This window comes from Plantactinospora alkalitolerans, from assembly GCF_015690345.1.
Taxonomy (GTDB): Bacteria; Actinomycetota; Actinomycetes; order Mycobacteriales; family Micromonosporaceae; genus Plantactinospora; species Plantactinospora alkalitolerans.
Genome location: NZ_JADPUN010000143.1, coordinates 1 through 26,735, shown reverse-complemented (window position 1 = coordinate 26,735; position 26,735 = coordinate 1). Strand labels below are relative to the sequence as shown.

Genomic DNA, 26,735 nt, shown 5'->3' with positions numbered 1-26,735 from the left:
GACGATCTCCCACTGGGCATCGGTCAGGTCCGAGTCATACGTTCGCGTCCGTCCCATACCCAGATCACCGAACGACCCGACCTCACCCGACGGACCCGCCGTCCGACACCACTCTCAAACACTCACTAAGGACGCTGGGTTGCTGTCGGAAGGCGTCGAATCCGGAATCCTTCTCGCGGCAGAACTCTGCTACTCGGGTGAAACTGGCTAGGCGCATGGCTCTGATTGTGTATGGCGGATGCTCGTCCTTCAATCCGTCGGTCCACCGGGACGCAGTGCCGAGGCCAGGACGAGGGCCACGAAGACCCGTTGGGGTCGGCGACTGGATCTGCCGCTGACCGGGCAGCCGGCGGCCAGGAATGCCGCTTACGAGCGCCCTTAATTTCACGAGCCTTGGCGGGCCGGGGAGACGAAGCAGGTAGCGAATACCGCGGGCCACCAGTCGTCAGGTCGGCCTGGAGGTGACGGATGTCGATGCCTGGACGGTCTGGCAGGAGGATCCATGAGGCTACTGGTTTCTCGATCCGTCCTCCTAAACACGCGGGATCACGGCCGCCCGCGTTAGCCGTGGCCAGGAGGTCGGGGGCGCACCGAATGCGAGACGACTGGCCGCAACAGCTCCACTGGCGGCGACAAAACTGAGGCCACTGCCGATCACCGCGCCGAACACGGCGGGAACTAGATCATTGAGGACAATGATTCCATTCGTGTTTCCGTACTTCGTGATGAAGTCGTTCCCCAGGATGCGGTTGATCTTCCGTAATGTTTCGAGAGGAGTATTGCCGACAACCTCACGTGCCCAGTGCTTGCCCGTACGCTCGGACACTCTGGCGATGGTTGCGGTGCCAGCTTCGCCGAGCAGGATGCCCATCATGAGCGTCTGGCGACGTTCCACCTCCAGTATCGGGACCCCGTGGACGTCGGCGAGCGACAGCATGAACACAGCGCTTCGCACAAAAGTGGCGAGGGTCTGACCGCCCCATAACGTCAACGCGAGTCCCGTGCCGACACCGGGTGCGGCTGTCGCGGCCCCGGTGACAGCACCGGTTCCGGCCAGGGTGGTGACGTACATCCGCTCCAGGCTGCGGGTCACTTGTTCTGGTGTCGCCTCGGGGTTCCGGTGCCGGGCCCGCGCGATGTTGTTATGCACCTGCGAGCGTTTGACGGCGATTGCCCAATTCAGGAGACCGAGAACTGACTGCCTGCCATCGGCTTCAACTAGATCCGGTTCATCGTGGCCACGTGGCGCCATGCCTCAAACTCCTTAAGTCGGTCCGGCGACGAAACTTGACGCAACGACCCAAGCGGGCCGTTGACGTTGTCTGCGGGCGGGGCGGAGCGAATCCCGCCAACACCCCATCTCCGTGAGGCAGCCTTTGCCTGCTCACGTTTCGTGTTGCGTCTCGGACGGCCGCCTGAGGCGGTATGCGCAGGGTCCTACTGGTTCGCACGGCGGGACACCGGGTCGTTGGTCGATCAGGTCTGCCCAGTCGAGCATCGGGTGCGGGCCGGGAGCGTCGTCCATCACGCATGTGGTGAGTGGATCCAGCCAGGTCGCCTGCCGCAGGCCACAGTCGTCGATCCGGGCGGCCACCGGCGTGCCGAAGGTGACGCAGACCATGTTGGGCTCGCCGCCGTCAAGGCCGCAGCATGCGGAGTCGCCGACCAGCGCCGGGGCGATGATGGCGCCGCGTAAGTCTCCGGGGGTGAGTAACACCCGGCCGACTGGACCGGTGGAGACGCTGAGCCTCGGCGCGTACCAGCCCAGTGCCTCGATCTCACCGGCGTCGAGGTCGGCCCACCGGCGCCATGGCGGCCCGGACGGCAGCGGATCCACTGCGAAGGTACCGGGCTCCAGGGCCGGGGGTAGTGAACCGGGCCCGTTCCCGTACTTCTGCTCCGCATGGACGGGCACGGCCACCCTAGACACCGGAACCGTCATAGTGGTTCCGCAGCCGCGGCAGCCGAAAACCGTCATGCATCCTCCGCGTCGACTGAGGCCAATCTAGTTTGCCGGCGTAGGCCGCCGGTCGAGCTGCGCGGCGCTCCCGCGCCATTCTTGGATCGGCCGGGCGGGCCTTGTTATCCCAGAGCCGGTGTCCGCCGGGTACGCCATGGCCGCGTACCGTCGTCACCTACTCATCCCGTGCAAGGTAGCAAGGCCGCCGGCGGCCTGTATTCGACTTCCTGTACGAGCGGACGGCATCCTCATCTAGCCGCCGACCGTACGCGTCGCTCCCCGCCAGAGCCGTCACGTTCCGTGGCCGTCCGCCGGTGTCGGTCGCCGTCCGGAACTGTCGGATTGAGTGCGTTGGCAGCTGATCGCTGTCGGTCAAATCCGTAGTGTCTGATGTGTTCTGCGCACCAAGGTTTCGGTCGGTGGCTAACGGCGGGCATCATGCAGGTCCACGTTGTGGTCTGTTGGCTGGGGGTGCAGATGGCTAAGCGGCGGAACCTGTGGTTGGCCAAGCAGGCACGGCCTGCCGTTCCACCCCGCGAGAAGGCGCGCGGCCTGGTGGATATCACGGTTGACGGAGTCGTTAGGTCGATCTACGTCATTGTGTGGGATACCCCGCAGGGGCCGGTGCTGTATTTCGTGCCGCTGGATCGCGTGCCCACGGTGGACTGGGATCATCTCGTGTGGCAGCTCTGCGACCGGCTGTTGGACCGCGAGCAGTGGAAGCGGGCGTTGCTGCTTTACCCGGTCCCGATAGACCTGACCGCCGGCGACGGTGACACCGACGGCGGCCCGCGGGTGCGGGTACATCCGGTCCGGTTCCGCACGGACTCGAGCGGGCGCCTTCACCTGAAGCGGGGCGACGATCATCTGGTCGAGCAGGTCGCCCGGACGTTGAGGGCCGTCCTGCCGGTCTGGCTCAGTGGCACCGAGGCTGTGGCGACGGCGGGCGCCGCGCTGTCGAACCCGGGCAGGACCCTGACCGTGGACGACACCACTGCGTGGCCGGGCCAGGAGGCGTTGCTGCGGTTGGCGTTGCAGGCTCGGTTCCCGGAGTTGTACCCGCTCGGGTGGGCGGTGCTGGCGGTGGACGGGGCCGCGCAGCTCAACGAGGTCGTCGCTGGTCACGCGCGGGTACCCGACCGGGGCGAGGGGTGGTACCTGGTGGCGCGGCCGCAACTGCCGCAGCCGCCGGAACAGTTGCGGCAACTGCTGGCTGAAGCGGTTACACCGATCGAGTTGGGGGAACGGGCGGTGGCCGAGGTCGCGGCGTTGCGGGCGGCCGCGGCGATCATCGCCGGCGACGATCCGCGAAGCACGCTGTACCGCGGCGCCGCGGAAAAGCTCGCATCGTTGACCTTGCAGGTGCAGATGGCGCAGTTCCCCCAACACAGACCGCGCCCCTCGATCGTGCACCCGGACCCGGCGAAGCTCATCACGGTGACCGCCAGGTGGGCCGGGCCGGTGGTACAGACGTGGCTGCGGACCCTGACCCCGGTGGTGGACCTGCCGGCGGCCCTGCGGCTGCAGCGCGGGGCCGAACTGCTGAGGTACACGCGCCGCGGCGAGAGAGCACCGTGGCCTGATTTTCCGAGTGCGCGTCCGGGGGAAGTGCGTGAGGCGTACCTGGACCCGGCCGGTCGGTTGGTGTTGGTGCTGTCCGACCCGGCCGGTCCGGATCCCACGCCGTGGGTGTGCGCGGAATGGCCGTGCGACGCCACGGTGGCGGACGGTTGGACCGACGACACGGTACTTGCCGCGGATCGACCGGTGCCCGGCGCGGCGGCCGGACCGCTCCTCGCGTTGACCCCCGGGGTCGGCAACGTCCGAGTCGATCCGTTCCCCGTGTCACCGCAATACAGCGGACCATTGCGTCTCGACCTCGGCATCGCCAGCAACGACGGGAAGGCCCTCTTCTGGTCCGTGCTGAAGCTTGCGCTCGAACAGACCACCGCTGACGTAGCCGACCGGTATTCCGCCGCCGACACGCATAAACCCACCGCCGCTGAGGTCGCCGATCGGCATTTCGTCTTCGAGACGATTGTCGAGGATCCCGGAATGACGTTGTGGCCTGCCGTGATGGGCGCTCGCGATTCGCTGCGGTTGCGCTGGGACGCCGTACGGGCAGCCGCGGCCGCAGACTTTGCCCGCGCCCAACGACTCCTCGCCCCCGACGCGCCGAAGATCTACCGGTACTACGCCATCGTGCCCCACAAGCACTCGCCGATCGACAAGACCCGGCAGGTGGTCCGCCTGTCGGCCTCACCCACCGGCTTCGCCGAGGAGGAACAACTGAACGTCACGGGTGGTTGGGTGCACGGCTTCATCATGGATGACATCGGCCGGTGCAAAGGATCCGACTCGTATCGCCGCCTACGCCTCGACGAGGTGGACTCGCACATCGCCGTCGTGCAGTCCCGGTGGACGAGACAAAAGACGGTGACATGAAACGAGCCGGGTTGGATCCGCGCCGGGGTTGGTGGTCTGTTGCAGGTATGCGCGCACGACGCCGGCGGGGATGGCGGTGAGTTCCAGGACCGTAACGGCGGCCATCGTGGTGCCGGGCAGTCCGGTGAGGGCGTCGAGGTATTCGGTGATGCGGCTGGTCAACACGAGTGGTTGGTCGGGGTCGAACGTGTTGCTGATCGCTTGGACGGCGCGTGTCCGGCGTGAGGCGGGCATCTCGTCGAGGCCGTCGAGCAGCGGGAGAAGTTGGCCGGTCGTGATGGGGCTGCGGCAGGCGTACTCGGTGGCGAGCTGGCTGGTGATCCATTGTTTGAGGGTCTGCTCGTCGGGGTTCCATGTGGGCAGGCGCAGCAGCACCTGCATCCGGTCTTGCGGGGTGCGTGCCTGGAGCAGGCGCAGAGCCTCGCGCAGCAGCGGTGAGGTCTTGCCTGCGCCGGGCTCGCCGAGGATGACGACCCGGCCACGCAGCCGCTTGTCCGTCAGGACTTGGTACAGGGCGTCCGGGGTGAGGCAGGTCGAGGCAACCGTCAAGGTTCAGCGGCGTCAGGTCGCCGTCGCTGGGGATGTTGCTCCAGTGATCGGCGATCGGCGGGCCGACCGTGGCCCAGGCGACGGGTAGGGAATGCGGGTTGGCGAGCCGGCGACGACGCAGCTCCGGACGCCACACCTGCTCCACCGCGGCTGCGAGTCCGTCCAACACCGCTGAATCCGCACGCCCGCCCGGAGTATCGGCACGGCCACCAGCAGACCGCAGCGCCCGGACCGTCAGGACGAGCCCGAGGAGGCCGCACATGCCCCCGATGACACTGAAACCTTGTCAAGCCCCTCCAGCACATCGTTGGCGCGCAAGGACCAACCACTACACACATCACGAGGAGCCCGTACCCCATGCGAGGCGCTGTCCTCGTCCGTCGACCCGTTTACCAGTTACTACCGCACCCTACTTACCGTGATCAAATCATCACGCCAACGATCATCGATCGCGGCATCCGCTCAACGGCAGACACGCACGTCGCTGAATCTTTCCCACCGTCACGTTACGTAGTTTGGTGACCTCTAGGTACCGCTCGTCGCCGTCACTGCCGACCGGCCGTAGGCACGTGCCGAGTTCGACGGTGGCGTACATAACGCTGTACTGGAGCTCGTACGTCGACAACCGCCAAGTTCCTCAGAGAGACTCCTCGCCTTCTCGGGTTGTCCGCCGGTCTCGGCTGTCATGGTCGGCCGCGTCGCGGTTGGGGATGCAGACGATGCTGATGAAGACCACGACGCAGAAGCCCAGCGCCGCGAGTCCGGTCAGCAGCAGGTAGAACCATCTCGGTCCGCGGGAGGTCCATTCGCGGGGAACGGTGCCGGTGTCGGCGGGTACGGCATCGCGTGGATGTCGCGGGGCCGGTGTGGTGTCGGGTTGGAGATCGAGGGCTTCTCCCCGAAGACCGTCGTCGCGCAAACGCGCGGCGATCTCGCCGAACTGGCCGGCCAGGGCACCGTCTTCCGGGTCGGGGGCGTCCGACAACGACATGGTGTTCGGGATGTCTGGGAGTAGGCGGAGAGATCGGACGTCGGAGTCGGTGCGATGGTCGGTCAGCCCACGCAGGTCGGTCCACACGCTGCCGAGCCAGAACATCTCGAGGTCGTCGCGCTCTGCCCTGTTGAGGCTGGGGCCCGTGGTCGGGACGACCCCGATGGGTGGGGGCGTGGGCTGCGGCGCGACCGTCGTGATCGGTCGGGTCGGTCGGTTCTGTTGCCGAGGAACGCCGTCGGTGCGCTGCCCGGGCGGCTGGGTCCGGGCCCCGTTGGGGCGGGGTAGGTCGGCGCGCAGTCGTGCGAGGTCTTCCTGGGCGGTCGCCATCATCTGTTCCAGCTGGGTGTTGCGGCTGGTCAGTTCCGCAATGCGGACCTCGCGCGGGTCCGGGGCGGCGATGCTGTCCGGCCCGGAGTCGTCGGCGGCGTCGACGGGTGTGGTGTCCGCAGGGTCGATGGACGGGGCGACGGAGACGGGACCTGGCGGGGTGCCGTTGGGACGCTCGCCTCGGGCGGCCTCGTACAGATCGGCGAACCTGGCCTCCACCTCCATCCGCCGATCAGGTTCGACGATGTACCGCACCACCAGCATGGCGGTCTGCCAGGGCGGGCCTTTGCTCTCCAGGGTGAAGTGGCGGGACAGGGTCTTCCGTAGGGCGTCGTGGCCGCGATTCATGTTGACCTTGCGGCGTAGGAGCTGGGCGAGCTTGCTCCAGGTATCGACGTCGTCGAGGCGGGCCTCGACCTCGTCGCGGACGGCGAGGAGATAGTTCGCGACGTCCTCCGACCCGTACTTCTCCTCGCTCTCGGAAATGATCTTCGTTCGGGGAACGAGCCGGTGTCGTTCCGTCTGTAGTTGGCCAGGGAGCAGCGCCGCTCCATCGTCGGCGGTCATGTCGGTCCTTCCAAGAGCTACATGACACGAGAGGTGGGTCGACCGGCAGGGAGTGCACCGGTCGGACCAGCAATTCTTGCCCTGAGTGGTCACTCGGGCACGGCGATTCACTGATTTTCATCTCTGGTTTTGGCCGGGTAGCGGTTTTGTCCGGGCTGGACGATGTCCTGTTGAGCGCGGTCGTGGACGTTGGCCGGGTGCCCGGCCAACGTTGGCCGGGACGGGCAGCAAGGGGTGGTCGCCTGACCGGCCGTTACGGGTGGCAACCCGGCCACGAACAGGCCGCGATCCTTTGGTGTTGATCGTTATCCGTGGTGCAGTCGAATCGCGACCGCGCGGCAGGCCGAGGATTCCTGGAACGGAGAGTCGGTCCCGCCGGAACGTGCCTTATGGAATTTCCACACGGCAATCCCTTTATCCCTCGCTCCGGTAAGCGGGGGCATTCCACGGAGGCCTCGACATGGTTGACAGTGCCGCCCGCGGGTTTCCCGGTCGTCATCGGGAAGCGGCGCGGGCGCTGCGGAAGATGTCCCTGTTCACGGATGGGGGTGCGGCGATGGCCGCGATCGTGGGCCGAGGGGACGCCGCCGCGTACGCCGGCGCCCTCTCAGCCGCACTCCGGTGCGCTGCGGAGCTCTTGGAAGGACCGTCGCAGCCGTAACCGGGGACGGATACGACCGGGGGTCGGGTCGCACGACCCGACCCCCGCATCGCATCAGCACCAACGTAATCGCCGAGATGCCTGCCATCCATCGTATCGGGGCAGACCAATCTTTCGGCCGGTCGGTCTGCCCGACAGGAGGATGGCGGCCCCGCCACGGGCACTACCCAGAGTGGGTGAACGCCGCACACAGAGTGCGCGACGTGAGCGGATTCATTGCCTACGACTCTCCGTCAAGCGAAGGTCACTTTGCGTAAACGGGTGGGGTTGTGGATACCGGCTGGCGTCTTGCCACGGCGTGGCCGCCGGCGTTTTGCGAACGGCGCAGGGTGCCCCACCGTCAGCGAGCGAACGGAGTTCTCTCGCTCGCGTGAACTCGAAGGCTCCTTGGCGGCGATACATAGTGAGGCGGGTACGTCTGGAGGAGGCTTCAGTGGGGCGAATTGATCATCGTGCTACCCATGCTGGTTGACGGGCAGCCCGTCGTAGAGCAGGAATCGGATGCCTGGTACGTGAGTGCCTCTCTGGCCGACCAGTCCCTGTTCACGGTGCTCTACGACCGGCACGCGGCGGCCCTGTACCGGTACGCCTCTGGGCGCGTGGGTGCTGATGTCGCAGACGACGTCGTGTCTGAAACGTTCCTGGTCGCCTTCCAGCGCCGCCGCCGCTACGACGTGTCGCGGCCGGATGCCCGACCGTGGCTGTTCGGGATTCTGACCAAGGAGATCTCGCACCACCGGCGCCGGGAACAGGCGCGCTATCGGGCTATGGCGCGATACGACCTGATCGAGGCCGTACCGGATCATGCAGAGCAGGCGGTGGCTGATGCGGCGGCCCATGCGCTGCGGGTGCCGTTGGCTCGGGTCCTGTCCGACCTACCAGCCAAAGACCGCAACGTCCTGCTGCTCATCGCGTGGGGCGGGCTCAGCTACGAGGAAACCGCCCACGCGCTCGGCATTCCCGTGGGAACAGTGCGGTCACGGCTGAACCGTGCCCGACGCAAAGTCAGCAACGCGCTCGGCGGCGACGACCTGACGAGGGCGGTAGGGGAGACGATGTGAACGACCAGCAGATGATCGACCAGGTCAAGACGTTGCTGAAACCAGCGGAGCCGCCACCGTACCTGCGGGTAAAGGTGAGCAGAATGATCGCAAGATCGGGGCGGCCGCGTGCGCGGATTTCGACACTTGCCACGGTCGGCGCCACGTCGGCGGTCGGGATCCTCGCTCTACTTGTCGGCTCGGTGGTCAGCTTCAATGGCGAGCCACCCGCCGCGAGTGTCCAGGCAGCGGAGTTCCTCCAGCGGGCCGCTGACGCCGCTCGGGCGGACCGGACTCCGGCCCCACGCGCTGACCAGTTCATCCTCACTACGACAAAGAGTTTCTTCCCTGTCGTCGGACAGGACGATCTGGCAACGTCTCTCACCCGCTCCTGGATGTCCGTCGACGGCACCCACGATGGTCAGATCTGGGTCAGCGATCCGGTGCCGGGTGAGCGGCAGTCAACGGTGATTCCAGGCTGTCGTGACGGCCGGGCCGCGGAGTGGGGGCCGAACGGCACCCTCCTAAGTTCCACCCGGCAGTGCAAGCCCGGGCGGGCCTACCTGGACGATCTGCCGACCGGTGCGACCAGCATGCTGAATTACCTGCGGAAGATGAGCGGGGTTGCCGGGCCGAGCGACGAACAGACTTTCGCCAACGTAGGGGTACTGATTCAGAGTGGTTATCTGCCCGCGCAGTCGCGAGCCGCGTTGTACGAGGCGGCAACGAAAATCCCGGGGGTGGTCGCCTCGCCAACACTGACCGACGCCGCGGGCCGCGTCGGCGTTGGTGTGTCCCTCGCCGGGCAGATCGACCGGTACGATCTCATCTTCGACTCGCAGACCTATCGGTTCCTCGGCTGGCAGGTTGTACCGGTTGCCGGGAACCTGGTTCGACAATCGCGGCGCGAGGTGGTCCTGGACGTGGTGATCGTCGACCGTGTCGGCGAGGTGCCGTAGCGCCGAACGCCGGTTGCCGGGCCCGGCGGTTATCCGGGCCGACCGTGCCGTAGCTGGTGTTCAGTCGGAACCGCGTTCGATGAGGACCCGACGCACACCAGCATCGAGCAGCGCCTGGGCGCGGTGCTGGCCGTTGTTGTAGCCTTCGCGGCGCGGCCAGGGCGCATACGGGCGGATCGTGTCGACCATGAGCGAGAACAGAGCTTCGCGTTCCCACTCGCTGAGGCCCTGCGCGTCCGAGTGGTCGAGCACGTACGAGGGGGTGTCGTCGAACCCGACGCCGGCGGATCTAGCGCGCGCGGCGAGGCGTATGGCGAGACGGGACACGAGATGCCAATCGCCGCCGTGGTACCAGCAGCAGTCACGCCCGCCTCGGCGCGGTACCAGTTGGCGACCGAGGCGGCGCCACCACGGCACGCCGGCCGCCATGCAGCCGTCCTCGCGGAACGGCTCCGGGCGCGGTAGCAGGATCACCGGTTGGGCCACCCACGTCGACTCCGGGTCCGGCTCGATCTCAGGCGGAGTGAAGCCGTCCCCGCGCTCGAGGTCGACGGGCCGGCCGACGAGCGTGTCAATGGCGGCGGGGGATACCCGCCGCCACTGCGGTGCGCGCAGTGTGTGCCCGGCAGAGTCCGCAGTGAACGTCACCACGACCAGGTTGCGCAGGCCATCGATGATCATGTGGGCGACCCAGATCGGAGGCTCCGGGTCGTCGGGGAAGTACTGCTGCCACACTGACGCGGCGCAAGTCTTGGCCGCGTTGGTCAGCGAAGCGCCTTCGCCGGCACCGGGCATCTGCGTGGCGATCGCGACCGGGCGCAGCCCTGGGGCGGTGAACAGCTGTAGGCGGAACGTAACCCGCCGACCTGCCTTCGGCGGCAGCCGATGCATGTGCTCATCGAGGACCTGCTCCCGCACTCCGGCGAGATCGGCCAGCTGCGCGGGCAGCAGCGGCACGTCAGCGTTCATGCCGCGCACGGTATCCGGTGCGTGCCCCGATCGGCTCCCCTCCTCAGTGAGGGCTGAGAGGTGCATGGCTCATCAGATGAGTGAGTAGAACCAGCCGGCGGTGTTGAAAGCAGGCGTCTGGCACATCAGGACGACACCCGTCAACGCATTGACGATCGCGCGTATCCCTGGGTTTGGGGGGTATAAGCCCCTGCTTTTCCCGACTGATGCGTAACCGTCTTACGTCCGATTCTGGGTTGGTCGGAATGGTTCCGGCGTTCACTGGAAGGAGAGGTTCGTGTCGGAGGATGCTGTGGTGAGGCAGGTCAGTGGGATAGGCCAGCGACTGCTGGGACTGGTGTTGTCGGTCATTGTCGGCGTAGGTCTAGCAGTCGTTTCGGCTGCGCCGGCGTCTGCGGCCGCGGGGTGCTACGGCCCGAACTGTGCGGGGCTCAACCCGGCGCAGTTTGGTTGTGAGGCCGATGCCGTGACGGTGCGGACCAAAGATGTGCCGGGCGGCACCATTCAGCTGCGGTACAGCGACGGGTGCCGCGCGAACTGGGCTCGCGCGACATACGGAGGTTGGTCGTACTTGGAGCCACACGTGTGGAACCCGAACGGGCCGAGCTTCGATTGGGTGCAGTACAACAGCGCGTGGCGGTGGACCCGTATGGTCAACGGGTTGATCGAGGCATGCGCGGGCGCGCACGTGTGGGACTTCTGGGGCAGCTACCAGGGCTGGCACGTCGCCGGCTGCGCATAACAGTTACCTCGAATGCCAGCGGCCGGGTTCTCGTTAAGAGGGCCCGGCCCTGTTCGACGTCCGTCACCGCTGAGGACGTGGTGAGGGAATGTAGCCGTATTCGATGGCTATCCAGTGGCGTTCGATGGGATCGTCAACCGGTCGGCCGATGTCTCGGAACTTCCTGCGTATCGGCGGCAGGTGGTCGCGTACGGTGTCTTCCCTGATGCCGAGCCTGATGGCAATGGACTTGGGAGGCATCGCCATCGCCCACAGCCTGAAGACGTCTTCCTCCCGCCGGGTGAGCTGCGGCCGCGGTGTGCGCGGCGTACTGCGGACCTCGTCGAGCGTCGTCTGCTTCATGACGACATCGCCGTTCCAGGTTCGCTGAATCGCGGCGGGTATATCGGCGATGAGATCGGACGTGGACAGGAAGTTGACCCTCGGCCGGGCCTGCAACAGGGCAATCACGTCGTGATGCCGTGGTTCGGAGCTGATCACCAGCAGCGAGATACCTGCGGTAAGGATGCGATCGACGTTGTCGATGGCGCGGGTACCGTCACTGAGAAAGAAGTCGAGCAGCACCACATCGACCCGTACGCCCTGCCCGAGCGCGTGGATCAGCTCGTCAACCCTTTCGACAAGGCAGACGGCAGTGAGGTTGGCGCCGTCGAGAGCGAGCTTTTCACCGATGGTGTCGGTGACGAAGCGGTTGTTGTCGACAACGGCGACGTGGATTGCGGTCATGGCCGGTACACCACCGCTATCCAAGCGGTGGTGGCCGCTGCAGGCCCAGCTTCGTTGTCGTCGTCGTCGGAAAGTGCCACTTCGACGACGACGCTCTGCTCCATCACGGGCGGCACCTCGCTGGAGGCGTCGTTCGCCGCACCTGCTGTTAGCTCGTCGGCCAGATCCCCGCCGCGTCCTGGCTGCACCGCCACCGCCAGTGTCACCGTGATTGGCGCGTCGCCTGGTTCGGACTCCGGGGTGCCGGACGGCGCGAGCAGGTCGGCACCATCGTGGCAGGCGACGAAGGCTCGACCGGGGCGGGCGAAGCGCAGGGCATCGTTGAGAACACCGACCATGCGTTCGCGGGAGCGCTGGGGCACACGGGTCAGGGCGGTCACCGCCGAGAGGTTGAGATCGACATTGCACTTCGCGGCGGTGTCGGCCAGCGGGGCTAGGTCGCGGTGCCGAAGTGCGTCGCTGGCGGCCAGACACCGCCGACGGACCTCAGGCAGATGCGGATCGAGACGCTCTTCGGCGATGCCGCGAATGAGATCGATAATGCCGCGGTCGACCTGGGCATGGCGGAGGCTGCGGGTGGCTTGCGCCTCGTCATCACGTGTTTGTGCCACGACCAGCTGGCTGCTGTGCCACACATCGGTGGCGGTGCCATGCGCGGTCCGCTTGACGAATGCGAAGGCGATCACGGCGCCGACCTGCACAAGTGCGACCCCGAGTAGAACACCCATCAGCTTGACCAGCCGCACCGGGTCGGCGTACACGTGTGGCAGGATGATCATGATGTTGCCGACGCCGACCAACACCAGCGCAGCGACGGCCTCTCGGATCGGCCGGTGCGCTGCGAGCAAGGCGAGGATCCAGCCGGCGACCCCCACGGCCCAGTTGGCCATTCCCAGCATGCCCCATGGATGGCAATTTGCCACCACGACGACTGCTGAGACAGCCACCACGAAGGCAGCGAACCGCGCGCGTGCAGACGTCATCCATTGGCGGCCCACACCCCCGCCTAGCGCAGCACCGGCGACGAGCATGATCAGCCAACATACGAGCGTCAGCCAAGGACGGCGATAGTCGTACGACAGTTGCATCAAGTGGTAGAGGGCCATCCCATGAAAGACCGCCGCGATGATTGCGATCATTCGCACGAAACCGCCGCCGTACGCCCGTAGTGGCGCTTCGGTGACATCGGCGACCGCAGGCATACTCTGGGCGCCGGTCCAGCCAGCCGTGACCTTTGTGCCGCCGGCAGACAGCCGCTCCACACGGGCGTATCCGCCGACGGGAGTCATCCGCTGCTCGATCGATGTCGGCACAGCCCGGCCCCTGAGCGCATTGGACAACTCGATGCCCGTCCCCGTATCGGTGATCACAATAGTGATCTGGCTGCTGCCAATACGTACCTCGACGTCGGCGCTGTTCGTGTTGGCGTGGCGACATACGTTCGCCAACGCCTCACGCAAAACCTCCACGATGGCATCGAGCACCGCGACCGGGATCCGTCCAGCAGGCGCTTGGCCACGCGATGCCCTCCGTCTTCGCTGGTCGTCCACCCGGGTCCACCACGGGTGCACCGACATGCCGAGAGCGATGAACTCGTCGACGGCCCGCTCGATGCGGTTTACCAGGGGGCCCACCCGCTGCGGCGCCAGCCGGCCCTGAGCCAGGCTGTCCAAGTGACGGAGTGCCTCGCGGCACAGCCGTCGAGCCTCCTCGGCTGCACCGACGAACCCATGGCCGAGCATCCACAATGCCCGTCGGACCTCGTCGTGAAGCACATTCTCCTGGCGATGCCGCTCGGCCTCGCGGGCCAGGTCGAGGGCGTGAGCCGCCTCGGTGGCCACCCTCTCGGCAAGCGCGCGATCAGCTCGCCACGCCGCCTGTCGGATCGTGATCAGCACGACCACACCGAGGACCGCTTGCAACGTGAGCAGAAACGCCGTAAGCAGATAGTCCCTCGACCAGACGTCACGACCGGCGATCGCAAGTCCGCCCAGGTACGCGCCGATCAGCGCTGCACCAAGTCCGAGAGCAGCCTCCCAGGGCAGCGTCCAGGCAGCTATCAGCGCCGCCACCGTTGCGCCGGTAAAAACCCACGTCGCGCCGTCACCGACCAACGGTAGGGGCAGCATCCAGCGTGCGGACAGCAGGAGGGCGACGAACACCCCGATGTCGATCACCGCGTAGCAGCGGGGAAAGCGCCTCCGGCACGTCGCCGCGATCACGACCGTCCATGCGATCGAACAAGCTGCCCCAAGCAATGCGAGGGGAGCGCCTTCACCCAACGCCGCGAATGTAACCGCCATCGCCGCAGCCGCCGCAGCCCACATCAGGCGGAAGGCCACAACCGTGCGCGTGATCACGTGATAGAGAACGGCCTCCATCGCGCTCCCTGCCCGTTCGGAGCCCATCCCGCTCGACAATCGGACAGCGGCGGCCGTGAGCTGGTAGGACCCTAGATCAGTAGCGATGGCGATCTCCAATGATCCTCTTGATGATCGTCGCGGCAGCGGACACTGAACGTGCCACTCTCCATGCACGACTTTGCGATGCCGCCAATCATCGCGGAGTCGCCACGCCCACGCGAGGTTGTCATCGACTTTTGCACCCCCGGGGATACGGGGGTTGCGTCGCAGACACCAGTAAAGTAAGCGCTGCCTTCTGCAGCCTGGACGCCGGCAGGCCGAAACGTTCGTCAACCCGTGCGAAGGAGCCCCACGCGCCGACGCACAATTCTCGGCTATAGATCAGCGCACCGGCCCGGTCGCAGCTATCCGCGATCGGTTCTTACGGAGAGCGACCCGTGGCCGGGTTGAGGTCCTGGCCAAATCCCGGGTGGCGCGTCGACAACTGGCGCCAGCTCCTAATGCAATGCCACGGTTACGACGCTGCGGTCGATAGGGACGTGAGCAGGTCGACGGAGAGCCTCCCGCATGGCGTGTGGGCCACCCAAAGATCGCGCCTCGCCGGCGAAGGTTTCGCGCGGCTCGGTTGAGGATCGGTTCGCGACAGCTGGAGATCGACTTTGGGTGGTTTCAAGCCCCTGTCCGTAGCCTTTGCCGGTTTGCCGGGAGGGATACCGGCCCGGCGGAGCGCAGCGCGTGGAGGACCGCCACCGTCTGCCCCATCCAGGCGAGTGCGGCCTCGACCCGGGCGAGGCCGCTGTGTCCGTCAGGAGGTGCAGGTGTTGAGCATGGTCTGCAACGCGGTCTTCTCCGAGGACTGAAGCCGCAGGCTCCAGTTGTACTTGGTCCGGATCCACATCTTGGCGTAGGTGCACCGGTAGGCGGTCCGGCTCGGCTGCCAGGTGGACGGGTCCTGGTCACCCTTGGCCTGGTTCACGTTGTCGGTCACCGCGATCAACTGCGGCCCGCTGAGATCGTTGGCGAAGGACTGCCGCCGGCTGGTCGTCCACGAGTTGGCGCCGGACCGCCAGGCCTCGGCCAGCGGAACGATGTGGTCGATGTCGACGTCGGCCGGGTTGGTCCAGGTCGCCCCGTCGAACGGGCTGTACCAGCTTCCCGAGGTCGGGTAGCAGGCGCTGTCCACGCTGACGCCGCTGCCGTCGCGCCGGAGTACCGTCTCCCGGGTGTTGCAGGCACCGCTGATCGTGATCCAGTGCGGGAACAGGTCCCGGTTGTAGCCACTGCCGGACTCGGCGGCGACGGTCAGCGCGTTCAGGTTCGACTGCGCGGTTGCCTTCGACGGAGTGCCGGGCGGGGTGGCGCCCGCTGGTGAGGCGACGAGGGTGGTCGTCGCGACTGCGGCGGTGGCGAAGGTCGTGGTGAGGACGAGCCGGATACGGCGTCGCATGGGAGCCTCCGGGGGTACGGGGGTCGGGGACAGCGAGGCCACGGTCAGCGACCACGCTGTGACAGACATGTAACCAGCCCGGGACCGATCTCGGGAGATACCGGATGACCATGGGCCATGACGTGATGACCCCGCTCGGTCGCCAGGTGACGCCCGTCCGCTTCGCCAAATCACTGGGCAGCGAGGCGACAAGGGGTTGGCCGCTGCTGCGGTCGGCGAACGCACCCACACTTCAGGCTTACGATCAGGGTTGGACGTACGCCCGGGTTCGACCTTGCGGTCGTGGCGGTGATGGCGGTGGCCGTGCCAGCCGGCGCCGCGCCGCCACCCGATCGCGGCGCGGAACCCGTCTACACCCATCGCAGGCTCGGCTGGGACTACAGGTGGAGGGCCGCCGGCGTCGGACGCGGCGCTGCTGGTTGACCTCGGCGATGTGACGACCCGATCGCCGTCGGCCTCCACGACAGTGTCAACCCCACACGGTTGTGCGCCTGACCAAGGCGTTCGCTGGCTGCCGAAAGCGGGAACGGCTAGGCCGTCTTCGAACTCTCCGCAGCGCTCAGCAGGCGATACGTTCAGTGTGACGCCATCGTCGCAGATGTTGCCGCGTGCCGGCCCGGATCCTGACGAGACACCGCTCAGGGCAGGAGGTACGACCCTTGGACGCGCCTGTGCAGAGCATTGCCCGGCTGGCGGTACTCATCGATGCCGACAACGCCCAGCCCGCGCTCATCGTGCCGCTGCTGGCAGAGGTCGCCAAGTATGGCACCGCGCATGTGAAACGCGCCTACGGCGACTGGACCGGAGCCGGCCTACGCGGCTGGAAGGAGCACCTTCTCGCGCAGTCGATCCAACCGATTCGGCAGTTCGCCTACACCATGGGCAAGAACGCTACCGACCAGCCATGATCATCGACGCGATGGACCTGCTCTACACCGCCCGCTTCGACGCCTTCTGCATCGTCTCCAGCGACAGCGACTTCACCCGCCTGGCCTCCCGGATCCGCGAATCCGGACTCACCGTCTACGGCTTCGGCGAACGCAAGACACCCCAGTCCTTCGTCGCCGCCTGCGACAAGTTCATCTACACCGAGAACCTCGCCTACGACCACCCGACGACGGCGGCCGAGGCCACCGTCGTCAAACGGCCAACTCCCACCCCCGCCGCTCGGCTGAGAAGCGACACCGCCCTTGTGACCCTGCTACGTGACGCCATCGAAGCCGCCTCCGGCGACGACGGCTGGGCCCACCTCGCCGCCGTCGGGCACCTCCTCACCCAGCGCCGACCCGACTTCGACTCCCGCACCTACGGATACGCCAAACTCACCGACCTCGTCGCCGCCACCGGTCTGTTCAAGGTCGATCGCCGTCTGCCCGGTGACGGAAAGCCCACCGTTGTCTACGTCCGCGACCGCCACCCCGCACCCGAACGCGCCGCCCCAACGCCTCGGCGCCGCGCCACGGTCACCCCCGACGACACCCGTGACAGCTGACATCGAACGACCATCGCCCAGGCACGCGAGGGTCGCCCTCCTGACAGCGGTGAACGGCCTTCGGCGTTACTGTTCGCCAGGTTGTGGGCCGACCCGGACGGGGCTGCGCGATGTTGGTGATGACCTGGAACGTAGAAAACCTATTCCGGCCGGGGGACGAGTTCGGGCCTGACACGGTGGCGACCTATCAGGCCAAGATCGAGGCGTTGGCGTCGACGATCAACGCCGCTGATCCGGCTCTGGTAGGTCTGCAGGAGGTCGGTGATCCGGACGCGTTGCAGGACCTCATCGCGGCGCTGGACGGCGACTGGCACACGGTCACGTCGGGTCATTTCGACCTCCGTCACCCGATCCGGGTGGTGGTCATCAGTCGGCTACCGCTGGAGGTCGCCGCGGACGTCTCGGCATTCCCGGGGGACCTGGCACCGGTGCACGTTGGCGATACCGGCGTCCCGATCACGGCGATGGGACGCGGCGCGCTCGCGGTGCAAGTCAACGCGGGCGGCGACGGGGACGGGCTGCTCTTCGTCACCTGCCATCTGAAGTCGAAACTGTTGTCCTACCCGGCCCCGGCGGGCAGGAGTCGGTTCCAGCCGCGTGACGAGGCCGAGCGGGCCCGGACCGCCGCTTACGCGCTCAACCGCCGGGCCGCTGAGGCGGTGACGGTCCGCGGGCTGGTCGACGACCTGCTCGACGGTCGCGGGACGCAGCGGCGGCTGGTGCTGTGCGGCGATCTCAACGACGAGGTCCAGGCCGCGACCACCCAGATCCTGCTGGGCCCACCAGGCTCCGAGTTCGGCACGGCTGGAGCGGACCGGCCGGACAAGGGCGACAACTACCGGCTGTGGAACATCGCCCCGTTGATCGCCGAGCCACAGCGATTCTCCCGCGTCTACCAGGGCCGCCGGGAACTCATCGACCACATTATGGTCAGCCACGCCCTCCACGCCCGGATCACTGCGGCGGGCACCATCGCTCCCGCGGGTCTGACGTCGATCGGCGACGATCCCGAGGTACGCAGGCAGGCCGGCGACTCCGATCACGCCCCGGCGTTCGCGGAACTTGACATCTGAGCTGGCCGGTGGCGCGGTGGTCCACCGTGTGGTGTGACTTGTGCGGTACCTGCCACGCTCGAGTGCGCTTGGCAAAAGGTGGCTGGCTGTTGCCGGCCCCGTACAGGCCCGTCGTCGGCCCGCAGGCCAGATCGGGGTCCGGATGAATCTGTCTGATTGGGCGGACGGGGTCGGCCACTGGCTGTGCCTGCCGCAGTGAGATGAGCCCAGGTGCGATCGTCGTCAAGTGTCCGGACCTAACCCCACCGTAGTCGGCATCCGTCGGGTTCCGGTTCATGCCCGCAGCGGTCCCCTCCCCGGGCCGCTGGTGCCGATGCCCCGTCCGCGCCAACCAGCGGGAATGGCAGGGTCAATGTCCACGACGTCTGCCGGGAGCGCGGTTGCCTTCCTGGCGGTGCATGCCCTCGCGCCAGCAGATGACGTCGAACACCCGAATCGCACTCACCTGCGGCGGTAAACCTGCATGACTGTGTAGCCGCAGCAGCCGGCGGTGCAGCGCCTTGCCATCCACCCTGAGCGCCAGCCGTAACGGCTCCCAGTGTCTCCGCCTGGCGCCGGTCACCTTGGAAGTCTCCGTGTCCCAGACAGGGAGCAGGTGTGGGCGCTTGCGAGCCAACAGCTTGCTCGCCGTCGTCTGCCCCACGCCCGGCACCTGCATCATCTCTGCGAACAACCGCCAGGCGGGCCAGCCGGGATGCAGCGGCTCCTCCTCGTCGGCCAGGTTGCGGTCCGGGCCGACGTCGCGAGCAGTCCAGCGAAGTCGTCGACCCGATCCCGCAGCAGTACGCGGGCAGTCGACGCCGGAACATTGAGGGACAGGAACGTCACCGCCACGAGATCATCCGAGGTGAACCGGTTCGCGTCATCGACGCGGGTGCCGGTGCTGTCCCACGTGTCGAAGGCGGCTCCCGCAAGCCCGCCGGGTGCTCCGTAGGGGCGGCCGTAATATTCGCCGAGAAGTGTGAGCGCGCGCTCGTCGTCTGGGGTAGTCAGGGCTTCCGGCAAACGGATCGGTGTGGCGGACACAGCTCTCCTTCAGCGGGCAAGGGGTTGGCGAGGATCGAGGTGGTACCGCCCCTCGCGCTTAGAGCGATCAGGTCCACCGGAAGCAGCGCACCGGCCAGTAGGGCGCAGACCCTAGCTGACCGCACATACGGGCGGTCCCTTTGTTGATCTATGGCAGCGGCTCGGCGAGGTGGTGAAGGGTGCGGTCGTTCTGGTCGCGGAGCCAGCTCTGGGCCCAGACCTGGGCCCGGGGTGGCTGTCCGGTGGCGGTCTCGATGATGTGGGTGACCAGGCGGATTAGCTGCCATCGTTGGTTGTCGTGGGCCCATTCGGCGGGCCCGGAGATGTCGTTGTGCCAGTGCACGCGGGCGCGGTCGGGGTGTTGGGCCAGCCAGGTGCGGATGGTGTCGCGGTCCTGGCCGACCTGGTCGGGTACGACGATGGTCAGTTCGGTGCCGTCGGGGATGGTTTTGTGGAAGATGAGCCGCTCGACGGCGGAGGCTCGGCGGGCCTTGGCGGCCTGTGTGGCGACCCGGGTGCCGCTGCTTGAGCGTGGCCGGACCATGTACTCCTCGGCGTCGGGGACCGGTAGCAGTTGCGCCACGGACAGGACGGTCTCTCCTCCGTTGGTGCGGTAGAGCTGGTAGCGAACGAGTCGGATGTCGATGCCGGACTCATACAGGTAGAGGGCGGTGTTGGTGACGGTGGGGCCGAAGTCGCCGGCCATGAGGATGATCCGTGGCGTGCGTAGCGTCTCGTCGCAAACGCCTTCGTCCCATTCCTTGAGGTGTGCCAGCGCCTCGTCGGTGGTCGTGTCGCCGCCGAGGTGCGCGGCGTGGACCTCGGCGAGGGTGTCGAGGCTGAACAAGCGGGCCATGGCGGCGTAGTTGATCGCCTGCATCGTGACGGTGTCCGGGGCGCGGTCCCGCTTGAGTTCGACGACGACGAGCCGTCCGGTGCGGTCCAGGCCCAGCACGTCGAGCCGGTCGGCGGCCGGCGTCCCGCCGGCCGCCACCCATCGGCCGCACTCGAAGGTGACGACCTTCATGTCGCTGTCGATGAGTTCGGGATGGTCGATGACCCATTGCTGAAGGTGTTGACGCTCCAGTAAGCCGGCCTCGGCCAGCGAGATCCGCTGTGCCGGTACCGCGTCGACGCCGTCGACCGTGAACATGATCTCGTCAGCATCCGCGGGGCCTCCTGGTGAACTCGTCGGATGTCGTGGATGTGATGGAGCTGCCGGAGGTTCTGGCGTGCGTGCTGACCCGCGGCGGCCGGCCGGGCCCCGACGGTCGCGATCCGGGCGTGGGCGCCGGCGAGCCGTGGTTCTGGCAGGCGCCACCCGCGGCCGGGGCTTCCGGTGGCGCCTGCGGTCACTGGTCGAGGTCCTGGTCGGTTGTCGCGCCCGGTGTTCGTCGGGTGAGGCGTCGGTTGACCCGGATGCCGCTGAGTCTGCGCCACAGTGGCGGCCGGCTGGGATGGGCGGCCCGGCCATCGGAGGTGGCGGCGAGGCGGTCGCGGATACGTTGCAGGTCGTCATCGTCGACGGGCTGGATGGTGGTGAGGGCGATCTCCGGTTCCGAGCCCCGGGAGCGCTGCGGTGGGGACGCGGTGCCGACGAACCGTCCGTGGGGTGCGACGATCCGGTTCCACTGCTGTTCCCAGCGGGAGGTGTCCGCGGGGCCACCGCCGCACTCGCGCACGATGGACACCACGAGGGGCAGGGTAGGGGGCCGGCGGCCGGTGAGGACCTCCCACTCGGGGGTGCCGGTGCGGCCGGTGCTCCACGGCCGCCTGCGCTGTGGGCGCCAGCTCTCGATGTCGAGCCGCTTGTCGACGACGAGGTCGACCAGGGAGGCCACGAGGTCATGCACGGTGCGGGCCTGGGCGAGGCTGGCCGGGCACGCGGGTGTGGGTTCCTCGCGGGTGAAGGTGATGACCTCGGTGTCGGCCTCGCCGCCACGCGGGGCAAGGACGACGGTCTCGGTCAGCGGCGGCAGCGGCGACGGCGGGGTGTCGCCGACGGGCGCCGGGCTGGGGGTGGTGCTGCTCCTCTCGCGGTGGAGTGTCTCGGCGATCTTGTGGTAAGCGCGGCACTGGCTCCGATCCTCGTCGGTGACGGCTCCGCCGCACTTCTGGACGGCGAGGAGGAACTGCTCCACGCTGGGCCAGCCGCGGAAGGTGCCGTCAGCCATGGTGGACAGGGTGTTCGGCTTGACGTGAACGGACTTGGCGAGCCGGGCGTAGGGGATGTCTCCCTTCAGCTCACGCAGTTTGATCGCAAGTTGTCTGGCGGGTTTGCGCTCGGAGATCGGTTTCATGTGGCGCCCCATTGCGCGCGCTCCGATCAGGGACGGGGCGGCTGGGCCGCCGAACCGGACACGGTATGTCCGGTGTCGAAGGGGAGGACCGACCGTGTGGCCTGTACGGCGAGGGCGGTGATGGCGGCGGTGGTCGCCACGCACACCTCGGGCGCGATCCCGAGGAACAGCATCGCCAGGGTGAGCCCGTAGGTTCCACCGATGAGGATCACCGCCACGCCGGTGTGCGGCCGCCGCGCCAGCGGTTCGAGGTGTGGCAGACAAACCAGAGTCTTCACGGCTTGCTCGCGCCCTTTCAGCATGGGGCGCCCCGGCCGCAGGCGAGCACGGGGCGCCGTTCGGGTTCAGGCTGCGCCCGGTCCGGCAAGAGTCCGGGGCCGACTGTCATCAGCCACCGGTCAACCGAGCGCTACGTGAAGCGTAGGCATCCGATGTCACGCGAACGGCCACCTTGCGTCGTCCAAATAGGTCAATTATTTTTCAATCGATCAATGTGGGGGGTTAAAGGTCGTCGGATTGTTCGAGCAGGCCGGACAGGGGGTCTGCCGTGAGATTTGTCAAACTCGGGCCCGCGGTGTGGCGGTCGGCGGGGTTGACCCGTTGTACTGGTCGTACACGTCGAACAGAGCGACCGATCAACTACGCAGTGTGTTTGAGGTTGATGTGGGAGGTTCCCGGCTCGGCCCGAATGGGTTCAGGCGAGCGGGGTGGGGTCGCCCGCTGTCACGGGCGACCCCTTGAGTCCGGCGTTCGGCGGCGGGACCGTCTAGAGTCCCGCCGCCGGACGGCGGACGAGCGCGGGTCTCGCCTGGCTTCGCATCTTTCGTCCACAGTGTCGGGACTCTACTTTCCGCGCCTGAGTCGTCGCTAGATGTAAGTCTCACGTTCTGATCTCAATTGATTACCGAACGATGTTGGGTCGGCCCGGCCTCGTCGACGCCTCCTTTGTGGAACGCCCAGGCGGTCGCCCGTCGTGGCCGTACCTCCGCCGGCGAGGTCCCATCAACCGGTGGACGCGGTGCGAGTGATCAGGTGGTCTCCGGAGCCGCGCCCCCGTCCTGACTTCGGCCAGGCGACATCACCTGCCGCAACGGTCGGGCCGCCTACCACATCGGCGGTAGGCGCGCCCGCTTGTGCACAAGACGGCGAGTTATCCACAGGCGTGCCGCGCGGGCGTTGCCCGGGGTGGGACACCGGGGCAGTCTCGGACGCGTAACCCTCCTCTCCCGGCCCTGCCTGACCGACTTGTCGCATGACGGTTGGTGAGTGGAGGGTGACTTGTTGCGCACTACAATCGACCCTTGCCCTCCCCGTCGTACCGGAGCCCGCCCGTGACCCGTCGTTACCTGTTCTCCGATGAGAGCGGCGACCTCACCTTCAGCCGCAAGCCCAACGTCTCGACGTACTTCGCCGTGGCCACCCTCGTCATCGACGAGCCGCACCTGCGGACGCTGCGCGCCACCCTCGGCGCGCTCCGCGACGACCTGGCCTTCCGCAACCACGGCCTCGACTCGTACTTCCACGCCACCAACGACTCCTACGAGATCCGCCGTGCCGTCTACACCGCCTTGTCGGACCTCGACTTCCAGGTCGACGTCACCCTGCTGGAGAAGGCGAAGGCCCAGCCGCACATCCGGGCGAGCGCGGCGAGGTTCTTCCAGTACGCGTGGTTCTACCACCTGAAATGGGTCGCACCCCGTGTCCTCTCGCCTGATGACGAGGCGCTCATCGTGGCGGCCGAACTCGGCACGAGACAGACCCGCAAGGCGTTCCGGCAGGGCATCGAGGATGTCATGACCCAGTGCATCAACTTCCGGGTCAAGCGCAGCCTCGCGTTCTGGCCGTGCTCCAGCGACGTCGCCCTCCAAGCCGCCGACTACTGCCTCTGGGCGGTCACCCGACGGTGGGAGCGGGGCGACGACACCTACTACAAACTGATCGAGTCGAAGATCCGCTACGAGTACGACCTGTGGGCCAAGGGGGACCACTACCACTACTGACGGCGTCGTCCCACCAGACACGAACCCCCGCCCAACTAGGCTCTCGCCAGAGCCCAGGGGCTCTTTCGTCGGACGGGGTCGCGTCACCTCCCATGCTACCGGCCAGCGGCGTCCACCTGAACCATCCGTCACGACCTGTCTCGCCGATCTAGCCGTATGTGACGATGCGGCGGAAAGCGGATGGCCAGCCCGGCTCATGCGATGGTGTGTCATCTACCGGGTCACGCCGTCTCACCCTGGTCCCGGCGCTGACGGCGCGACGGGCCGCCCCGGTCCGGACCGATGTTGTCCGGCCGGTCCGATGACCTGCTGCGCGACGGTGGCCGGCGCTCTGCCTTGTCCCTGACCGGTCCGCCGCAGCCGTTCCGCAGCGGCGTTCCGGTGCGGGTCCCGGCGCGACGGCCGCGTCGCTGACGCCACTGGGTGAGGGTGTTGGCGGCGTCCATCACCAGCCGCGCGGTCGCCTCGGCCGTCTTGCGCTGCGCGTCGGGCAGCACCGCCGTGTAGACGTCGGCGGTGAACCGCATGCTCGCGTGCCCGAGCTGGTCCTGGACCATCTTCAGGTCAGCGCCGGCGGCCCGGGCCACGGGCGCGGCGCCGTGTCGCAGGTCGTACAACCGGATCGGTGGCAGCCCGGCCCGGTCGACGAGCAGCCGCAGGCGCTGGGTGAGATAGCCGGGATGCAGCGGCATCCCGTCGGGGCCGGTGAACACGTAGCCGCTGTAATGGCAGACCTTGCCGGCCCCGGTGCGCGTCTCCCGGTGGGTCCGCTGCCGGTGGGCGTGCCGACGCAACACCGCCACGGTGTGCTTGTCCAGGGCGATGGTCCGGCGGCTGGCCGCGGACTTCGGCGGCCCCTCGTACAGCTCGTAGCCGGCGGTGGTCCGCTGCCGTACCACCGATAACTCCCGTCCCCGCAGGTCGATCTCCGCCCGTCGCAGCCCGGCGGCGTCGCCGCGCCGCAGCCCGCGTAGGGCGATCAGCCACCACAGCGCGTAGAGGCCGTCGTGGCGGACGGAGTGCAGGAACTCTGCTAGTTGTTCGGGCGTCCACACCGCCACCGCCGGGCGCGCCCCGGACGACTGCCATTCGGCGACGCGGGCGTCGGTCCACACCCGGGCCGGCACCCGGTCGGGGTTCGGCAACTCCACCCCCCCCGGACAGGGTTGTCCCTGATCAGCATGTCCCGGACCGCGACGCCCAACGCCGCGCGCAGTGTGGTGCGCACATGCTGCAGGGTGCACGGCGTCTGCGGCTGGCCGAGCCGGTTGCTGGTCAGCGCGATCTGGCTCTCCCTCTCCATGTGGTGGGTGGTGTTCACACCATGCGGCCGGAGTCCACCTGCGAGGCGTCCACTTAGGTGAAGAAAGCCTTCTAATGAGATTCTGGTAGGTAATACCCCTTTCATGACGTTTTGGGATGGCTGTGACTACCGGTTCCGCCGAGGTGACCGGCGGGCCGGGTCGGCTGGTCGCCGGCCTGCGGTCCGGTCCGGTCGTCGGCCACCCGTAGAGGTGGGGGCGGCTTCTCGCCGTCGGTACCGCGGGCAATGGGGGGCGCGGTGGTGACCGGCGGTCCCGCGGTGCGGGCGGTGCCGTCCGGGTCGGGGGCGGACCTGCGTCGTCCGTTACCGGAAAGACCGGTTGCGATACAGATCGCGGCGACCGCGCCGGTGGCCGTCGCGGTGGCGCCCAGCGTTGCGCCGGAGCCCAGGAACAAGCCGAAGATGATCGCTGGCAGTACTATCACGCCGGTTCGTGGAGCCATCCGGGTCAGCAATTCCGTCGGCAGAAGCGTCTGTGCGCCGCGCCATCTCCACAACATCCTGAACGACATTTGACATTCGAAACCTTCACCTTCGTCGTCACCTTCATCGTGTGGCCTGCCTTGGATGTCACCGGCGTGTCCCCTGGCGGTGGGCTGGCTATCCGGATTCGATGGATCAGTCAGATCAACATGATCCGACGGTTCCGGTGGGAGGGGACGATCGGTCACGCCAATACCCTTCTACTAGGCCCCGAGGGCTAGTCCCTCACGACCATCTCGACAAGATCACTGTGTGTGTCTGCCGCATCACGGACCATACAACCGCCGGTCAGCGGGGCTGCACCAGGTGGGTCTCTCGGCGAGTTACTGGATGAAGCACGCAAATCGGTCGAGTGCTGACGTAGCCTGACGGGATATCTCGATATCGCCAATAGAGATATGAAAGGCGCGGCAGATAGCGAGTGAACGCGAATGAGACTCCGAGTAGGCCCGAATGAATCGAATGTCGACCCGCCCCATGAGTATGAAATACCGGGCGATGTCAAATCCCGACGGGGGCAATCGCACAAACTGTCCGTCGATTCACTTCACAACCAACGAAAGTCATGTTGCCGACAGTGTCAGTCGACAGCCACGGATTAACCTCCTGCGGGCCATCACAACGAATGCTGTGACCACGCAGACAACCACGATCACCGCTCGTGCGATGCCGCCCCGCGTCGCCGAGATTACATACGGCCATCACGCGCCGGAAAGGAACATCGTGATCAAACCGGGAACCGTGCCCCCGCGACCAGAAACCGCACTGGCCCGTGGGACCACATCCCGGAAGCGACGCGGAAGGCCCCGCCCATGACAGAGGACCGCGCAGACGCCGCCGCCACCGGACTGACCCCACCACCCGCGATCCCTACCACCCGAGACCAACCCGCCGACCCACCGAACCCAGACCCCGCCGCCGACGCCGGACGAGGCCTGGTCCGGATGACCTTCAACCTCACCCCACGCGGCGCCGACGCCCTCGACAGCGCCTGCGCGAGAACCAAGGACACCAAAACCGATACCATCAACCGGGCCCTCGTCGTATACAACGTCGTACTCGGCCTCATCGAACGCGGCGGCGGGCAACTCAGTTTCCAGCGCCAAGACGGAAACTTCGAAACCGTGCACCTCCTCTGAGCCCGCGCCCAAACACGCACCCCGGCCTCGGACCCACCCACACCCGCTGACCCCGGCCGTACTGCATACTGACTCCGGCCGCCCTGCGTACGACGACCGCGAAACGAGCCGACGCTTGCTCTGCCGCCTCGCCCACCCGACCGTGACGC

General features: G+C 67.2%; 22 protein-coding genes and 2 pseudogenes. 10 read left to right on the top strand and 14 right to left on the bottom strand.

Translation table 11 applies throughout. The annotated features are described in order from the left end of the window. Window positions 1-532: 532 nt before the first annotated feature. Window positions 533-1,252: a hypothetical protein gene (locus I0C86_RS13795; RefSeq protein ID WP_196201642.1), complete on the bottom strand. Its 720-nt coding sequence runs from the start codon at window positions 1,250-1,252 to the stop codon at window positions 533-535. A gap of 132 nt (window positions 1,253-1,384) precedes the next feature. Next, the gene (locus I0C86_RS13790) at window positions 1,385-1,930 is read right to left on the bottom strand and encodes a hypothetical protein (protein ID WP_230394124.1); all 546 of its coding nucleotides are present in this window, start codon (window positions 1,928-1,930) and stop codon (window positions 1,385-1,387) included. A gap of 468 nt (window positions 1,931-2,398) precedes the next feature. Here I0C86_RS13790 and I0C86_RS13785 point away from each other — a divergent pair, with 468 nt between their 5' ends. Beyond that, window positions 2,399-4,405 (top strand): hypothetical protein, encoded by a 2,007-nt coding sequence (locus I0C86_RS13785; protein WP_196201641.1) that lies wholly within the window; start codon window positions 2,399-2,401, stop codon window positions 4,403-4,405. Here I0C86_RS13785 and I0C86_RS13780 read toward each other — a convergent pair. Together I0C86_RS13780 and I0C86_RS13775 are read right to left on the bottom strand one after the other, a co-directional pair. Continuing rightward, the gene (locus I0C86_RS13780; protein WP_196201640.1) at window positions 4,331-4,954 is read right to left on the bottom strand and encodes an NACHT domain-containing protein; all 624 of its coding nucleotides are present in this window, start codon (window positions 4,952-4,954) and stop codon (window positions 4,331-4,333) included. The genes I0C86_RS13785 and I0C86_RS13780 overlap by 75 nt on opposite strands. A 637-nt stretch (window positions 4,955-5,591) precedes the next feature. After that, complete coding sequence (locus I0C86_RS13775; RefSeq protein ID WP_196201639.1) at window positions 5,592-6,842, bottom strand: hypothetical protein; 1,251 nt, start codon at window positions 6,840-6,842, stop codon at window positions 5,592-5,594. A 1,122-nt stretch (window positions 6,843-7,964) separates the two neighbouring features. Here I0C86_RS13775 and I0C86_RS13770 point away from each other — a divergent pair. After that, on the top strand, window positions 7,965-8,564 hold the full coding sequence (locus I0C86_RS13770; RefSeq protein ID WP_196201638.1) for an RNA polymerase sigma factor: 600 nt from the start codon (window positions 7,965-7,967) through the stop codon (window positions 8,562-8,564). After that, the gene (locus I0C86_RS13765; RefSeq protein WP_323373630.1) at window positions 8,561-9,502 is read left to right on the top strand and encodes a CU044_5270 family protein; all 942 of its coding nucleotides are present in this window, start codon (window positions 8,561-8,563) and stop codon (window positions 9,500-9,502) included. The genes I0C86_RS13770 and I0C86_RS13765 overlap by 4 nt, the downstream gene beginning before the upstream one ends. A 60-nt stretch (window positions 9,503-9,562) precedes the next feature. Here the strand turns inward: I0C86_RS13765 and I0C86_RS13760 are convergent, their stop codons facing one another. Continuing rightward, complete coding sequence (locus I0C86_RS13760; protein WP_196201636.1) at window positions 9,563-10,471, bottom strand: hypothetical protein; 909 nt, start codon at window positions 10,469-10,471, stop codon at window positions 9,563-9,565. Between the two features lie 277 nt (window positions 10,472-10,748). Here I0C86_RS13760 and I0C86_RS45460 point away from each other — a divergent pair. Next, a pseudogene (locus I0C86_RS45460) lies at window positions 10,749-11,015 on the top strand (DUF2690 domain-containing protein); the annotation flags it as partial. A 27-nt stretch (window positions 11,016-11,042) separates the two neighbouring features. Continuing rightward, on the top strand, window positions 11,043-11,213 hold the full coding sequence (locus tag I0C86_RS43350) for a hypothetical protein (protein ID WP_230394123.1): 171 nt from the start codon (window positions 11,043-11,045) through the stop codon (window positions 11,211-11,213). Window positions 11,214-11,276: 63 nt separating this feature from the next. On the opposite strand, the gene I0C86_RS13750 is transcribed toward I0C86_RS43350, so the two are convergent. From I0C86_RS13750 to I0C86_RS13740, 3 genes are all read right to left on the bottom strand, one after another. Continuing rightward, window positions 11,277-11,939: a helix-turn-helix transcriptional regulator gene (locus I0C86_RS13750; protein ID WP_196201634.1), complete on the bottom strand. Its 663-nt coding sequence runs from the start codon at window positions 11,937-11,939 to the stop codon at window positions 11,277-11,279. After that, a complete protein-coding gene (locus I0C86_RS13745; protein ID WP_196201633.1) occupies window positions 11,936-14,320 on the bottom strand; it encodes a sensor histidine kinase in 2,385 nt (794 codons plus the stop codon). Before I0C86_RS13745 ends, I0C86_RS13750 begins: the two co-directional genes overlap by 4 nt. Before the next feature lie 787 nt (window positions 14,321-15,107). Then, window positions 15,108-15,749 (bottom strand): HNH endonuclease family protein, encoded by a 642-nt coding sequence (locus I0C86_RS13740; protein WP_196201632.1) that lies wholly within the window; start codon window positions 15,747-15,749, stop codon window positions 15,108-15,110. Window positions 15,750-16,408: 659 nt separating this feature from the next. On the opposite strand from I0C86_RS13740, the gene I0C86_RS43345 reads away from it, so the two are divergent. The 3 genes from I0C86_RS43345 (at window position 16,409) to I0C86_RS13730 (ending at window position 18,314) form a co-directional block, all read left to right on the top strand. Next, complete coding sequence (locus I0C86_RS43345) at window positions 16,409-16,657, top strand: NYN domain-containing protein (RefSeq protein ID WP_255527725.1); 249 nt, start codon at window positions 16,409-16,411, stop codon at window positions 16,655-16,657. After that, window positions 16,654-17,241, top strand: a complete 588-nt coding sequence (locus tag I0C86_RS44440; protein ID WP_255527724.1) for an NYN domain-containing protein — start codon at window positions 16,654-16,656, stop codon at window positions 17,239-17,241. Before I0C86_RS43345 ends, I0C86_RS44440 begins: the two co-directional genes overlap by 4 nt. A gap of 119 nt (window positions 17,242-17,360) precedes the next feature. Beyond that, entirely contained in the window at window positions 17,361-18,314 is a 954-nt protein-coding gene (locus I0C86_RS13730) for an endonuclease/exonuclease/phosphatase family protein (RefSeq protein WP_230394122.1), read from the top strand. Between the two features lie 349 nt (window positions 18,315-18,663). On the opposite strand, the pseudogene I0C86_RS45455 reads toward I0C86_RS13730, so the two are convergent. The 4 genes and pseudogenes from I0C86_RS45455 to I0C86_RS13710 form a co-directional block, all read right to left on the bottom strand. Next, window positions 18,664-19,340 (bottom strand): annotated as a pseudogene (locus I0C86_RS45455) (DUF6308 family protein). A gap of 148 nt (window positions 19,341-19,488) precedes the next feature. Continuing rightward, a complete protein-coding gene (locus I0C86_RS13720; protein ID WP_196201630.1) occupies window positions 19,489-20,493 on the bottom strand; it encodes a PDDEXK family nuclease in 1,005 nt (334 codons plus the stop codon). 199 nt (window positions 20,494-20,692) lie between these two features. Then, the gene (locus I0C86_RS13715) at window positions 20,693-21,640 is read right to left on the bottom strand and encodes a hypothetical protein (RefSeq protein WP_196201629.1); all 948 of its coding nucleotides are present in this window, start codon (window positions 21,638-21,640) and stop codon (window positions 20,693-20,695) included. A 26-nt stretch (window positions 21,641-21,666) separates the two neighbouring features. Next, window positions 21,667-21,918, bottom strand: a complete 252-nt coding sequence (locus tag I0C86_RS13710; protein ID WP_196201628.1) for a hypothetical protein — start codon at window positions 21,916-21,918, stop codon at window positions 21,667-21,669. Window positions 21,919-22,971: 1,053 nt separating this feature from the next. Between I0C86_RS13710 and I0C86_RS13705 the strand changes: the two genes are divergently transcribed. After that, window positions 22,972-23,640 (top strand): DUF3800 domain-containing protein, encoded by a 669-nt coding sequence (locus tag I0C86_RS13705; RefSeq protein ID WP_196201627.1) that lies wholly within the window; start codon window positions 22,972-22,974, stop codon window positions 23,638-23,640. A 221-nt stretch (window positions 23,641-23,861) separates the two neighbouring features. Here I0C86_RS13705 and I0C86_RS13700 read toward each other — a convergent pair whose 3' ends face one another. Both I0C86_RS13700 and I0C86_RS13695 read right to left on the bottom strand, forming a co-directional pair. Beyond that, window positions 23,862-24,791, bottom strand: coding sequence for a site-specific integrase (locus I0C86_RS13700; RefSeq protein WP_323373629.1), 930 nt, complete (start codon window positions 24,789-24,791; stop codon window positions 23,862-23,864). Between the two features lie 253 nt (window positions 24,792-25,044). Then, window positions 25,045-25,635 carry a hypothetical protein gene (locus I0C86_RS13695; RefSeq protein WP_196201626.1) on the bottom strand — a complete coding sequence of 197 codons (591 nt, stop codon included), beginning with the start codon at window positions 25,633-25,635 and terminating at the stop codon, window positions 25,045-25,047. A 756-nt stretch (window positions 25,636-26,391) separates the two neighbouring features. Here I0C86_RS13695 and I0C86_RS13690 point away from each other — a divergent pair. After that, on the top strand, window positions 26,392-26,586 hold the full coding sequence (locus tag I0C86_RS13690) for a hypothetical protein (RefSeq protein WP_196201625.1): 195 nt from the start codon (window positions 26,392-26,394) through the stop codon (window positions 26,584-26,586). The last annotated feature ends 149 nt before the right edge of the window (window positions 26,587-26,735 follow it).